Genomic DNA, 13521 nt, shown 5'->3' on the forward strand with positions numbered 1-13521 from the left:
TTGGGGAGGAAAACCTATGTCCTGGCTACGCATTTCCTTAACAGCATTCGCAATCTCGGCTGCCCTGCCCGTGCATGCGCAGACGGTCACCATCACGACCGCGGGCGGCGACTATGGCAACGCCATCAAGGAGGCCATGTGGGGGCCGGCTGCAAAAGAGCTTGGCTATGATGTCCGCGAGGAGACGCAGAGCGACGGCCTGGCCGCCCTGAAGATGCAGGTTACCTCGGGTGCAGTCACGACCGATATCGTCCACCTGGGTTCGCCGGAAGGGGCGCAGGCTGCCGCGCAATCGCTGCTGGAGCCGCTCGACTACAAGATCATCGATCCGAAATCCGTGCCGGACGGCGCAAAGTCCGACTACTGCTATCCGTTCGATTCCTATGGCACCGTCATGTCGTGGAACACCAAGACCTATGGCGAGAACCCGCCGAAGACGTGGGCGGAGTTCTGGGATGTTGCCAAATTTTCTGGCCGTCGCGCGTTGCGCGCCAATGCGCAAGACTCGATCGAGATCGCGCTTCTCTCCGATGGCGTGGCACCGGCGGACGTCTATTCCGTGCTCAGCACGCCGGAAGGGCTAGAGCGCGCCATCAAGCGGCTTGAAGCGATTAAACCAAACGTCGCCGTGTGGTGGACCTCGGGCGCCCAATCCGCGCAGTTGCTGAAAGACGGTGAGGCGGATTTGGTCATTACCTGGAACGGACGCGCCCAAACCGTGAAAGCCGATGGCGGCGCGGCTGACTACACGTTCAAGGGTTCGGTCATCGGCACGGATTGTCTTGGGGTGCCGAAGGGAGCGCCGAACAAGGAAGCCGCGATGAAGCTCATTGCAGCGATGACGCAGCCCGCGCGGGTTGCCAAGCTGACCGATTTCATTGCCTATGGCCCAGTCAATCCTGCGGCATATGAGGGTGGACTTATTCCCGAGGACCGTCTGAAGACACTTGCGACCGCCCCTGAAAATGCTGGCACTTCGGTGTTTTCCAATTCAGAATGGTGGGTCAAGAATGGCGAGGCTGCCCAACGAGCCTTCGATGAAATGATGGCTCGCTGACTCTCAGCTCTGACGCATGTCGCGCAAAAATGTGCAGCGCGCGACAACGACATGCATGAAAACAAGAACCTGAAGCGCGTAGCGTGAAGCCGGTCGAACGCGACGCGCTTCAAGGCTGGAGCACATGATGAAGTCGCTCGCGATCACCATCGAAAGCGTGCACAAGGCTTATGGGTCCTACGTCGCACTGGATGATGTTTCGCTCGACATTCAGGCTGGCGAATTCCTCACGCTGCTAGGGCCATCGGGATCGGGCAAGACCACGTTACTCATGGCTCTGGCCGGCTTTGTCCGGCCGGATTCCGGTAAACTTTTCCTGGGCGATCGAGACATCACCCGCCTGCCGCCCAACAAACGAGACATCGGCATAGTATTCCAGAATTACGCCTTGTTTCCTCACATGAACGTCCTGGCGAACGTCGCGTATCCGCTGGTGCTGCGCAAGGTACCGAGAGCGGAGGCGCGTCAGCGGGCGCTTGACACCTTGGCCCGCGTGAAGCTGGATGGCCTGGCGGAGCGCAATGTGGCCGCACTATCCGGCGGCCAACGTCAACGGGTGGCATTGGCGCGGGCTATCGTCTTCGAACCGCGCGTGATGTTGATGGACGAGCCGCTGTCGGCACTCGACAAGAACCTGCGCGAGACCATGCAGTATGAGATCCGGCGTCTGCATGATCATCTACGGATCACCACAATCTATGTGACCCACGACCAGCGCGAAGCGCTGATTATGTCTGACCGGATTGCGGTGATGAATTCTGGCCGCATCCAGCAGATAGATACGCCGCAGCGGATTTATGATCGTCCATCGACCCGCTTCGTCGCGGAGTTCATGGGCGAGGCCAACATTGTGGCCCCGGGCTCGGCGCGCAGAATCGACGGCGCCGAAGCATCACGCGAAACGCTGATGATCCGCGCCGAAAGCTTCCATCTTGATGCGAAGCTCGTCGGGGGAGACGGAGTGGCTCTCGAAGGAATACTGCGCACCAAAGCGTTCCGCGGCGAGAACTGGCTTTTGACGCTGGCGCTTGACGGTGGGCAAGAGGTTCTTGTCTGCATTCCGGCAGCGCTGGCCGGCGGCTGCGCCGAACTTGCCGCCGGTCAGCGGATGACCGCATATGCACCAGCAGCGAAGGTTCACGCGATACCGGGAGCGACGGCGTGACCGTCGTCCGGGATCCGGCGCTCGCAGTGGATGCACGGCGCGAGCGGCGGTTTTTTCTATCGCTTTCGCTTCCGGCGCTGTTCATCGTTGGACTGGCGGCGATACTGCCCATCCTTTGGATAATCCGGCAATCCTTCCTGACCACCGGAGGTGAGTACACCGTTGGCAATTACCAGAAGGTCCTTTCGAGCGGACTGACATGGTCGGCGCTCGTCACGACCCTCGAACTGTCCTTGGGTACGCTAGCGGCCTGCATTCTCCTCGGCACCCCTCTGGCGCTCGCTCTGGCCAGCGTCAGACCAAGGTTGGCCAACGTGCTCATGGCGTTCGTCATGCTGCCGCTGTGGACCTCCATTCTGGTGCGTACCTATGGTTGGCTCGTGCTTTTGCGGCGCGACGGCCTGGTCAACGCGGCGTTGACCGGTTCAGGCCTGACGGCGGAGCCATTGCCGCTGGTCTACAACTTCACCGGAACGCTCATCGGCATGGTGCACTACATGCTGCCACTCTTTCTGCTGCCTGTTTATGCTGCGATGCGCGATATCGACCCAAATCTCATTCGCGCGGCAGCGAGCATGGGAGCCACTCTCAGGCAGGTGATCCGCACCGTCATTATGCCGCTTTCGGCGGGCGGCATCTTCTCGGGTTCGATCATCGTCCTCATCTACGCCATAGGTTTTTTCATCACGCCGGCGGTGCTTGGCGGCGGCAAGGTAAATCCGCTCTCTACCCGGATCGAGCGTACATTATCGACCTTTCAGGACTGGGGATCGGCGAGCGTCCTGGGCATTCTGCTCCTCGTTCTCATAGCGCTGATCGGTGTGATGTTGCTGGCGGCACGCCGGCTGGTGGCCCAGAACACCGTGGAAGCCTCCCATGCTTGAAGCCTATCCGCAAAACAGGCTCGCCCGCATTTTGCTCTGGAGCTTTGCCGCTCTTGTCATGGCATTTCTGATGCTGCCGACGCTCGTGGTGGTGCCGCTTTCCTTTTCGGCATCGAATCTCCTCGAGTTTCCGCCGCACGCCTACTCGTTGCGCTGGTACGAGAACTTCTTCGGCTCGGCAACGTGGATGGCCGCGCTGAGGACGAGTTTGATCCTTGGGACATTGACGGCGTTGATCGCGGTGCCTTTCGCGCTGCTCGCCTGCATTTCAATGAACCGGCTGGGCGGAAAGACCGCTGCGGCCATCCAGAGTGTCCTGCTGACCCCCTCGATCACCCCAGGTATCCTGCTTGCGATCGGTCTCTTCTTTGTGTTGGCCGCACAACATCTGATCGGAACGCTATTCGGTGTGCTGGTCGGACATGTGGTGCTGGCCGTTCCGGTCGCCTGCATTGTGTTGCTACCCGCTCTCGCCCGCTTTGACTGGAACCAGGTTCAGGCGGCGCGCAGCCTCGGTGCAAACTGGGCCAGAGCCATTGGCGGAATAATCGTTCCGCAACTTCGGATCAGCTTGCTGTCGGCGACATTGATGGCGTTCCTGACTTCGCTCGACGAGTCTGTGATTTCGATCTTCATTGCAAGCGGTCGCAACAGCACGATGCCGAAGCTTATGTTCCTGTCGCTGCGCGATCAGATCGATCCGACCATTGCGGCGATCTCGACATTGTGGACCGTCATCGTCGTGGCCGTGGTCCTGATTGTGACCCTTCGCCAAAAATCCTGACCGAGACTGGAAACATGCCCACCAATTACCATGCAGCCGACGATCTGGCGGATCATTCGACGGACATCCCTCAGGTAGGGTTGGCCATCATCACCGGGTCGGCAAACTGGGGGCTTGCCTTCCCGGAAGATGTCGAATTCGATGGTGTGCGCACGTTGCGGCGCGACATGAGTTTTGAAACGCCTTTCGGTCGTACCGACAACTGGAAGCTGCTCGAGTTCGACGCGTCGATTACTGCCGACGGGAGAGCAAAGCGCGCTCTGTGCATGTATTCGCACGGCAATCCCCGCGACCATATTGACCATTCCTGTCATCGCCGCGCGTTCTGGGTATTGATGCGGGCGGGTGTACGGCAAGTTCTCGCCTGCTCGACGGTTGGCGCCGTCAACAAGGCGATCCAGCCGGGCGACATGGTGGTGACCGCCGACATCATCGAACTGACGCAGACCCCGTTTTCACTGTTGCCTGACCGCCAGAGCTTTGACTGTTCGGGCAAGCAAATCGTGTGTCCAAGATGTGCGGCGGTTCTGGTCGAAACGGCCCGCCGTCATTGGCCAGCCGAATGCCGCGTTTATGGCATCGAACAGCAGTTGGTGGCTGCCCACTGTTATGGGCCCCGGCTGACAACGCCAGCCGAAGCCTTGGCGTATCGGGGCATGGGGGCGGATGTACTCAACCATTCCATCGCCCCTGAGGCGACCTTGTCGCGCGAGATCGGCGCGTGTTTCGTGCCTTGCGCGTTCGTGACGGCGGGCTTCAACGACTATATGGATCGCAATCGCCAGAAATTGCTGCAGGAGGACGTGCTGCCCAATCTCTCAATGACAGCCTCGCGGGTCGCGCTGGAGACCGCCGCGCGACTTCCTGCTGATCCGGCATGCTCCTGTCAGGGCTTGAAGTCGCCTCAGCCGAAAGAACGCTCCAGCCGGTTCTGAGATAGCCGCCAGATGGCTGAAGCTCTGCCGCAGACTAGGGATCTCGAGAGTTGTGTGCGTCAAGCTCTGCAAAAATGGCGTTGCATTCAGCGATGACGTTGGCATGTCCGCCGGGCAGCCGGTAAGCCTCATGGGAGCCGGTCTAGGGCCTCCGCAACTTTTACTCTCAGTTGTGCGTCGTCAAGATAAAATCTAGGATTCTCTCTAATCAAGCTGATATCGGAAGTGTATGCGTCAATGTCAGCAAAGATCTCATCTATCACCTTAAAGTCCTGCTCTGGGATGGCTCGCGTCTCATCCTTAAATTTCTTTAAGTAAAATTCTACCAACTTAGGAGCATCTATTTCCCCTGCGAGAAAGGTTTCAACCAACGCACGGTATTCGCCAGATACGCTGCTCATAGTTCGCCTCCCAGTTTGCCGGTCGTCAAGACATATTCTAACTGCTTGGGACTGAGCTTCCATCCAGACAGGAGATTTCCTGAACTATCGCGAATGACACTCAAGCCGGTTTGCGGGTCGACGAAGTGCGTTACTGATTGCCCTTGGTAAGTTCCTTGGATGGCCTGCGTCATCTCGGCCTCCAAAGCCTCCTGCACCACAATCTGCAAGTCCTTGCGAAAGCCGTCCTCATCCGACAACAGCAACCCTTTCAACTCGCCCTCTGCTCAGTCTAATTTCTCGATTGGTCATGGCACTCCCCTTCCACGGGAATCGGTGGTCGAAACGTCACCAGCGTGCCATGGCAGCCCCTTGCCTCAGGCCAAGAGCTGTTCTCTCTCCAGAGCTTTTGCAGAACCTTCAGGACACTATCATCCCGAAGGCGCCGCGCTGGGCATGTTCACGACGCTCGAGTCGTACGCTTGGGCAGCGGCACTCCTGCCCTAAGGCTGCCTGAACCGGTATTCCGTCACGTGATGGTAGATCTGCCCAGGCCACAGCGTGGCTTGCGGGAAATACGGCCGGTTCGGCGCATCCGGCCAGATTTGCGGCTCCAGGCAGAAGCCCGAAAAGGCCTTGTATTGACGCCCGCCCAATCCAGGCGAAGACAGCGCCAGGTACTGGCCGGTATAGAGCTGGACGCCCGGCTCCGTGGTCCAGAGCTCCATCTCGACCCCGGAATTCGCGCCTTGCGCCCATGACGCCTGCTTCAGCGGCCCGCGCGTCGAGGCGAGGCAGAAATTCTGGTCGTAGGGGAGCTGTTCGCCCTCGGTCTCCATGCGCAGCGGCCGGGCCTGGCGAAAATCGAAGGGCGTGCCGTCGACCGGCTTGACCGTGCCTGTCGGGATCAGATCGGCGTCGACAGGAAGATAGGCCCCGGCATTCAGCATCAGCCGGTGGTCGAGAATGTCGCCGGCGCCGCCGTCATCCAGGTTGAAATAGGAATGCTGGGTAAGGTTGCAGAGCGTCGGCTCCTCACAGGTGGCGGTCAGTTCGACGCTGAGCGTGCCGGGGATCTTCAGCCGGTAGGTGCAGGTCACGTCGAGCGCGCCGGGAAAGCCCATCGTGCCGTCCGGGTCGTGGAGGGTCAGCGTGACAAAATCCCTGCCATGCAGCGAAACCGCCCAGGCCCGGCGCGAAAAACCTTGCGAACCGCCATGCAGCGTGTGCTTTTCGAGGAAATTGCGCTCGGTCTGATAGCGTTTGCCGGCAAGCGTGAAGCGGCCGTCGCGGATACGGTTGGCATAGCGCCCGACGACGGTGCCGAAGAAGGCGGTGTCCGTCTCATAGTGCTCGAAACGATCATAGCCGAGCACCAGCGGCGCGTCGTGCCCGGCCAGACGCAGATCCTGGATGATCGCACCCAGCCCGATGATGTTGGCGGTGAGGCCGCCGCCACGGATGGTGAAGCGGCGGACGGCCTCGCCCGCCTGCGTCGTGCCGAAAACCTCGCCGTCCTTCATTGCCATGCTCGCAAGTTCGCTGCTCGATGCCAGCCTGGCCTTTCGAAGCGGCCCAGGGTCGTTTCGGTATTACCGCATCAGGCTTCTAGAGACCAAGTCCGCCGATGCAGACATATTTGGTGTCGAGATAATCCTCGATGCCCTGATGGCCGCCTTCCTTGCCGAGGCCCGATTCCTTGACGCCGCCGAACGGCGCTTCAGGGGTGGTGATGAGCCCCTCATTGACGCCGACCATGCCGTATTTCAGCCCTTCCATGACCCGGAAGGCGCGGCCGAGATCGCCGGTGTAGAAGTAGCAGGCCAGGCCGAACTCGGTGTCGTTGGCGAGTGCTACGGCCTCTTCCTCGGTCTCGAACTTGAATACCGGTGCTACCGGGCCGAAGATTTCTTCCTTCATGAAGCGCATCTTCGGCGTCGCATTGGCGATCACCGTCGGCTGGAAGAACGAGCCGCCGAGCGCGTGGCGCTTGCCACCGGCGACGACCTTGCCGCCTTTGGCGGTAGCGTCGGCAATCAGCTCCTCGACCTTCTCCACCGCCTTCTCATCGATCAGCGGTCCCTGCTGGACACCTTCCTCGAGGCCGGAACCGACCTTCAGCCCGTTGCTCGCAATAGCGAGCTTTTCGACGAACTGGTCATAGATGCCGGCCTGCACCAGGAAGCGGTTGGTGCAGACGCAGGTCTGGCCGGAATTGCGGTACTTGGCGGTGATGGCGCCAGCGACGGCCCGCTCGATATCGGCGTCGTCGAAGACGATGAACGGCGCATTGCCGCCGAGCTCCATCGACACTTTCTTGACGGTCACCGACGACTTCTGGATCAGGATCTTGCCGACCTCCGTCGAGCCGGTGAAGGTGATCTTCTTGACCAGTGGGTTGGCACAGATCTCGTCGCCGATCTCACCGGCGGCGCCGGTCAGGATATTGATTACGCCTTTGGGGAAGCCGACCTCCTCGGCAAGCGCGCCCCAGGCAAGGCCGGAATAAGGCGTCTGCGACGCGGGCTTGACCACGGCGGTACAGCCGGCGGCAAGCGCCGGGCCAAGCTTGCGGGCCAACATCGAGGATGGGAAATTCCACGGCGTAATGGCGGCGATGACGCCGACCGGCTCCTTGGTCACCAGGATACGGCGGTCCGCCCAGGGCGACGGAACGACGTCGCCATAGGTGCGGCGGCCCTCTTCGGCGAACCACAATATGTAGGACGCGGCCGAGCCGATCTCGCCCTTCGATTCGAACAGCGACTTGCCCTGCTCGATGGTCAGCAGTTCGGCCAGCACGTCCTGATTGTCCATCATCGCGTCGTGCAGCTTGCGCAACAGCTTCGAGCGTTCGAGCGCGGTGGTCTTGCGCCATGTCTGGAAAGCAGCGTCGGCGGCTTCGATGGCGCGGCGGGTCTCGGCCTTGCCCGACTTCGGCACTGTGCCGATCTTGAGGCCGGTGGCAGGATTGTTGACGTCGATCGTCTGGCCTGAATCGGCCTGCACCCATTCGCCATTGATGAGATTGGCCTGCCGCATGAAATGGCTGGTTTTCTGAAGCATGATCTCGCCTCCGTTCGGCACCTGGCGGGCCGGTCGCTGATTTCGTGAATGGACGTGCGCGATAGCATCGCTAGAGCCACTGCTCTTAGCCCAGGGCAAGCCCCGCAAGCAATCACAAGATGGCATATAGGGTTTGGGCCAGCCAAAGCGAGAGCGATGCAGCCGGGCTCTTATCCAAAAACGACGACGACCACTGTCAGCCAAAACGCAGTGGTCACGACAGCACAGGTGGTGGCGATGGTCATCTGGTTCGACGCCAGCGCCTGGCCGGTGTTGAACTGCACCGCGATGAGATAGGAATTGATGCCGGACGGCAACGCCGCGACCATCACCGCCACCTTGGCCGTCAATGGCGGCAGGCCGATCAGCCACACCAGGCCGAGAACCAGCGCCGGCATCAGGAACAGTTTCAGCACCGACAGCGCCAGCGCCGGCCTTACATTGCCGGAGATGCCAAAGCGGCGCAGGCTGAGCCCCATGGCAAACAGCGCAACCGGGGCGGCCGTGCCGGCCAGCGCGTCGCTCAGCCGCGTCGCAAGCACCGGCAGCGGCGCACCGGTGAAGCGCCACGCCAGCCCGGCCAGTATGCCGATGATCAGCGGATTGATGAATACCCTCCTGAGAAAGCTCCTGACGACACGGACCGGATGCACAGGCTCGCTGCCGCCGCGGCCGAACATCTCGAACAGGATGATCGAGGCCATCATCATCACCGGCAGGTGAATGGAGACGAGCAGTGACAACACTTCGAACCCGGCCGGCCCGAACACGCCGATGATGAAGGGCGCGCCGAGCAGGACGACGTTGGAGAAGGACGACGATACGCCGCCGACGACGCCGGCGCGGGCGTCCCGCCCGAAGATGCGCGTAACAACCAGATGGCCGGTGGCCCAGGTGAGCGCGACCGCCGCGAAATAAGCGCCCCATAGCGACCACGGCGCCACGCCGTGGAAATCGGCCTTTACCATGGTCTGGAACAGCAAAAGCGGCATTGCCACGTTGATGGCGAATTCGGATACGCCCTCGCCGCTCGCCGGCTTCAAATAGCCGGTCAACCCGGCAAGATAGCCGAGCCCGACGAGACTGAAGACGAAGAGGACGGTTTCGGTAAGCGGAGACATTTTTCCCGTGATAGGCGAGGCCCGGCGGCGGCGCAATCGCCCTTCCCTCGCGAATGTACCGGCCAACAATCCGGCTGCTCGGATCTTGCCCGAATTTGCTCATGGTTGGATGCCAGCGCTATACAGGGTTGTCGGGTGACACGCGGCGAATGGGCCTTGTCGGAAATCAGCACTTCTTCAAGCAGGCGTGGCTGACGGCTTTCGTCGGCGCCATGCTTTGCCTCGTGGTGACCTCGGCTCATGCCGCGGAGCCGGAGAGCCTCAAGGGCGTGGCGCTGATTGTCGGCCAGTCGAAATACCAGCACATAGCGGCTCTTCCCAACCCCGCCAACGACGCCCGCGACATCGCCAAGATGCTGACCGATCTCGGCTTCGGCGCGCGCAGCGTCACCGACCGCGACGCGGCAAAGCTGAAGCGCGACCTCGAGCGTTTCGCTGAGGATGCCGAGGACGCCGACGTCGCCTTGATCTACTATTCCGGCCACGGCATCGAGGCCGGCGGCGAAAACTATCTGGTGCCGGTCGACGCCGACGTTTCTTCATTGAAGGACGCCGATCAGGCCCTGGCGCCGATCTCCGCCGTCATGGACGAATTGAAGACGACCGTGCCGGTAACGATCATGCTGCTCGATGCCTGCCGCACCAACCCGTTTCCGGCGGATGCGGTGCTGCGCCGGGCGCCCACCGCCTCGGCCTCGCCGATCGGCGCCGGCGGGCTGGAGCCGATGCGCGGCGCCAGGGCACTGGCGGACGTTACCGCGACGGAAAATCTGGGGGCGGTGATCGGCTTTGCCTGATCAATCTCGGCAATCTCGAACGGACCGGCAAATATCTGGACGAAGCCGAAGCCGCCTTCGAGGCGACGCTCAAGGTCTTCACCCGCGAAGGCCAGCCGATGCAATGGGCCTTCGAGCAGAACAATCTCGGCGACGTCCACTGGAACCGCGGCAGCTATGGCGGCGGCAATGCCGAATACCAAAAGGCGATCGAATTCTTCGAGAACGCCAAGCAAGGCTTTACCGAAGCCGGCTACACACTCCCCATCCCGCTGATCGACCGCAAGATCGATCTGGTGAAGAAGCAGATAGCGAAGAAATAGGCGTCTCGGCCGCAGGTTGCACTCGGCTTGTCTTTCAGCCGGCTTTGCCGTCCCTATATGCCGGTCACCGGGGACCTGCCTGCCGGTCACCCGAAAAGGATGTCTGATGCTTCGATTTGTGCTGGCGCTGCTGTTGCTTGCCGTTTCCGCCACAGCCCATGCGACGGAAGCCGGCTGGGCGCTGCTCCGCGACGGCGGGCATGTGGTCCTGCTTCGCCATGCCATGGTCACCGGCACCACCGATGCCGCCAATTTCGACCTCGGCAAATGCGCGACCCAGGTCAATCTCTCTGAGCGCGGCAAGCAACAGGCGCGCAAGATCGGCGCGCTGTTTGGCGCCCGCGCCGCACCGGTCGAGCGCGTGCTGTCCAGCCGCTATTGCCGCTGCCTCGAGACCGCCCGCATCGCTTTCGAAAGCGAGCCGGAGCCGTTCGCACCGCTTGACCTGCTGAAGACCGACGAAAAGGAAAAGGCCGACCAGATTGCCGCGATCCTTGCCGAGATCCGCGGCTATTCCGGCTCCGACAATCTGGTCATGGTCACGCATCTCGAAAACATCAAGGAATTGACCGGGATCTCGCCGCGTGAAGGCGAGGCCGTGGTCGTCGAGCCGCAGGGCGACGGCCTGCGGGTACTCGGCCGCGTCACTTTCTGATCTGCGCCGGAGCCGGTTGAAGCGTTCGCTAGTAGTGAAATCTAGCGTTTGGTACTTAAGCGGAATACCGGTTCCGACCCGCGATGAGGTCTTGATCGAGTCCAAGGTCGACATTGACCCTTAGTCAGGACCAACGAGCGCTTTCAACTAAAGCGAATGCGATGGTACGTCTCATCAGGACTTCCGAGCCGTGACAACGGGCGAGGTTTTCGTCCTTTACTTTGCCGGCCGGAGCCTCAGCGGCCGAAAAAAGGCCCGGATGTCCTCGACCAGGAGTTCGGGTTGCTCAATCGCCGCGAAATGTCCTCCTTTCGGCATGTCGGTCCAGCGCTCGACACGGAAGACTCGCTCGACCCAGGAGCGAGGTGGCATAGGAAGCTCTCGAGGGAAGACTGCAACGCCGAGGGGCGGTGTTATTCGCTCCCTTGGCCCGAAGGTCAGGGGGCAGAGCCGGTTCTCTTTGTAAATCCGGAGCGAGGCCTCGATCGTGTTACCGAACCAGTAGAGCGAGATGTCGGTAAGCAGCGTGTCTAGAGGGATGGCGCGTTCGAGTTCGCCTTCGCAGTCGCTCCAACTGCGGAACTTCTCGGCAATCCATGCGGCTAGCCCGATTGGGGAATCTGTCAGTGCAAAGGCTAGCGTCTGGGGCTTGGTCCCCTGCAGAAAAGCGTAGGCCCCCTCCGTCGCGGCGAAATTCGCCGCACTGTCGAGGAATGCCTTCTCCTCCGGCGTGACAGGTGGGTCGTCGCGACCGAGGGTCGGGCGGAAACTGCCTGGAATGTAATTCAGGTGCAATCCGATAAGGTCCTCCGGGTAAAGCTGAGCGAGCCAGGTCGAGACGCCGGCGCCGATGTCGCCACCTTGTGCGGCGAAGCGATCATATCCCAGTTCGCGCATCAGCCCCCGCCACAGCTTGGCGACATGCTTTGAGCTAACGCCGGCCTGACGCGGCGGGGACGAGAAGCCGAAACCCGGAAGCGACGGTGCGACGACATCGAAGGCGTCATCGGCATCCCCGCCGTATTTGGCAGGATCCGTGAGCAGCGGAATGACATGCTCGAACTCGGCGAAGGAGCCGGGCCAGCCATGAGTGAGGATCAACGGCAAGGGCGCTGACCCCTTTCCTTTCTGGTGAACGAAATGGATGTCGCACCCGTCTATCGTGACCCTAAACTGAGGCAACAGGTTCAGACGTTTTTCGTGATCGCGCCACCTGAAATCGTATTGCCAGTAACGTGAAAGCTTACTGAGGAAATCAACGTCAGTACCGTCCTCCCATCCGTATGCGAAGATCGACGACGGCCATCTTGTCGCTTGGATACGACGCTGTAGGTACTCGATCTGTTCATCCGGGATGTTAATGTGGAAGGAATGAATGGCCACGAGTGTTGCTCCGATCAGCGGCGAGGAATTGTCCCATCAAGGCACAGAACGAAGGAAAACTCACTGAGCGACAGCTTTGTCCGCTACTTGCTGGTTCCCATCTACGAGACGAAGGTAACATTCCACCCTTGGTGGCAATTCGTTTAAGTTACCTGGCGTCAGATTTTCACCGCTACCAGCCAAGCGTCGACACGGAGCTTCCATCCCTCGATCATGTCCGCGAACGCGTCCTCCGTCAGTTCGGACAGATACGATGCTCCTGCCGGGCTCAAGGCCGTGAACGCATAGGTAATCGACGCCTCCGTGCCTCCGTTAGTGTCGGTCGGCAGGCCACCTCGACAAATCCGAAACGCGAATCCGGCGTAACGCGAACATAGCGGATGCGATGCGCCAGCCGTCCACCCAGGCTCATGTCGCGATGCTCAGCCAAGGCCTTGAGCACCTTCGCCAATCGTTTTTCCAGGCGCACCCGGTCTGCACGCGTTTCTGTAGTCATAGATCTTCGTGGTACATTGGTACACGCAATGACCAGAGATGGGACGGTTTGGGCATATCGCCGGGAGGGGTTGCCAGCGACCCCTATTGCTCTGCCAGAACATCAATCCCAGCTGCCGTCGGCGCATCAGGCCTTTTCCTGCCCGGAAAAACCGATTAGACAGCGCCAAACACATGCGGACAGATTCCGCCCGCAATCGAAGGAAAAGCCCTTGTCCACCACGTTCGACAAAGTCGCCAAGATCATCGCCGACACCAGCGAGATCGATATCGAGACGATCACGCCCGAAAGCCACACCATCGACGATCTCGGCATCGACAGCCTCGACTTCCTCGACATCGTCTTTGCCATCGACAAGGAATTCGGCATCAAGGTGCCGCTGGAAAAGTGGACGCAGGAGGTCAATGACGGCAAGGCTTCGACCGACGACTATTTCGTCATGAAGAACCTGTGCGCCAAGATCGACGCGCTCGTCGCCGCCAAGAACGCCGCGTGA

At 60.7% G+C, this 13521-nt stretch carries 15 protein-coding genes; 9 read left to right on the forward strand and 6 right to left on the reverse strand.

Annotated elements, in window-relative coordinates; all coding sequences use genetic code 11:
* The first annotated feature begins 16 nt into the window (after positions 1-16).
* The 5 genes from NKH83_RS13510 to NKH83_RS13530 all read left to right on the forward strand — a co-directional run bounded on the left by NKH83_RS13510 (position 17) and on the right by NKH83_RS13530 (position 4825).
* A complete protein-coding gene (locus NKH83_RS13510) occupies positions 17-1057 on the forward strand; it encodes an ABC transporter substrate-binding protein (RefSeq protein WP_352805077.1) in 1041 nt (346 codons plus the stop codon).
* Positions 1058-1184: 127 nt separating this feature from the next.
* Complete coding sequence (locus NKH83_RS13515) at positions 1185-2222, forward strand: ABC transporter ATP-binding protein (protein ID WP_352805080.1); 1038 nt, start codon at positions 1185-1187, stop codon at positions 2220-2222.
* Positions 2219-3106 (forward strand): ABC transporter permease, encoded by an 888-nt coding sequence (locus tag NKH83_RS13520; protein WP_352804041.1) that lies wholly within the window; start codon positions 2219-2221, stop codon positions 3104-3106. The genes NKH83_RS13515 and NKH83_RS13520 overlap by 4 nt, the downstream gene beginning before the upstream one ends.
* Entirely contained in the window at positions 3099-3890 is a 792-nt protein-coding gene (locus tag NKH83_RS13525; RefSeq protein WP_352804038.1) for an ABC transporter permease, read from the forward strand. Before NKH83_RS13520 ends, NKH83_RS13525 begins: the two co-directional genes overlap by 8 nt.
* A 14-nt stretch (positions 3891-3904) precedes the next feature.
* Complete coding sequence (locus tag NKH83_RS13530; protein WP_352804035.1) at positions 3905-4825, forward strand: phosphorylase family protein; 921 nt, start codon at positions 3905-3907, stop codon at positions 4823-4825.
* Between the two features lie 128 nt (positions 4826-4953).
* Here NKH83_RS13530 and NKH83_RS13535 read toward each other — a convergent pair whose 3' ends face one another.
* The 5 genes from NKH83_RS13535 to NKH83_RS13555 form a co-directional block, all read right to left on the reverse strand.
* The gene (locus NKH83_RS13535; RefSeq protein ID WP_352805085.1) at positions 4954-5226 is read right to left on the reverse strand and encodes a colicin immunity domain-containing protein; all 273 of its coding nucleotides are present in this window, start codon (positions 5224-5226) and stop codon (positions 4954-4956) included.
* The gene (locus NKH83_RS13540; protein WP_352804032.1) at positions 5223-5480 is read right to left on the reverse strand and encodes a colicin D domain-containing protein; all 258 of its coding nucleotides are present in this window, start codon (positions 5478-5480) and stop codon (positions 5223-5225) included. Before NKH83_RS13540 ends, NKH83_RS13535 begins: the two co-directional genes overlap by 4 nt.
* A 228-nt stretch (positions 5481-5708) precedes the next feature.
* Positions 5709-6734 (reverse strand): aldose epimerase family protein, encoded by a 1026-nt coding sequence (locus NKH83_RS13545; protein WP_352804030.1) that lies wholly within the window; start codon positions 6732-6734, stop codon positions 5709-5711.
* 79 nt (positions 6735-6813) lie between these two features.
* A complete protein-coding gene (locus NKH83_RS13550) occupies positions 6814-8271 on the reverse strand; it encodes an NAD-dependent succinate-semialdehyde dehydrogenase (RefSeq protein ID WP_352804027.1) in 1458 nt (485 codons plus the stop codon).
* A gap of 170 nt (positions 8272-8441) precedes the next feature.
* Positions 8442-9392 (reverse strand): AEC family transporter, encoded by a 951-nt coding sequence (locus NKH83_RS13555; RefSeq protein WP_352805089.1) that lies wholly within the window; start codon positions 9390-9392, stop codon positions 8442-8444.
* 149 nt (positions 9393-9541) lie between these two features.
* Between NKH83_RS13555 and NKH83_RS13560 the strand changes: the two genes are divergently transcribed.
* The 3 genes from NKH83_RS13560 to NKH83_RS13570 all read left to right on the forward strand — a co-directional run bounded on the left by NKH83_RS13560 (position 9542) and on the right by NKH83_RS13570 (position 11146).
* Entirely contained in the window at positions 9542-10189 is a 648-nt protein-coding gene (locus NKH83_RS13560; RefSeq protein WP_352804023.1) for a caspase family protein, read from the forward strand.
* Between the two features lie 98 nt (positions 10190-10287).
* Positions 10288-10491, forward strand: a complete 204-nt coding sequence (locus tag NKH83_RS13565; protein WP_352477639.1) for a hypothetical protein — start codon at positions 10288-10290, stop codon at positions 10489-10491.
* A 106-nt stretch (positions 10492-10597) separates the two neighbouring features.
* On the forward strand, positions 10598-11146 hold the full coding sequence (locus NKH83_RS13570; RefSeq protein WP_254818209.1) for a histidine phosphatase family protein: 549 nt from the start codon (positions 10598-10600) through the stop codon (positions 11144-11146).
* 216 nt (positions 11147-11362) lie between these two features.
* Here the strand turns inward: NKH83_RS13570 and NKH83_RS13575 are convergent, their stop codons facing one another.
* A complete protein-coding gene (locus tag NKH83_RS13575; RefSeq protein WP_352805094.1) occupies positions 11363-12529 on the reverse strand; it encodes an alpha/beta fold hydrolase in 1167 nt (388 codons plus the stop codon).
* A 707-nt stretch (positions 12530-13236) separates the two neighbouring features.
* On the opposite strand from NKH83_RS13575, the gene NKH83_RS13580 reads away from it, so the two are divergent.
* Positions 13237-13521: an acyl carrier protein gene (locus tag NKH83_RS13580; protein WP_254818207.1), complete on the forward strand. Its 285-nt coding sequence runs from the start codon at positions 13237-13239 to the stop codon at positions 13519-13521.

Source organism: Mesorhizobium sp. M0909, assembly GCF_040319515.1.
Taxonomy (GTDB): Bacteria; Pseudomonadota; Alphaproteobacteria; order Rhizobiales; family Rhizobiaceae; genus Mesorhizobium.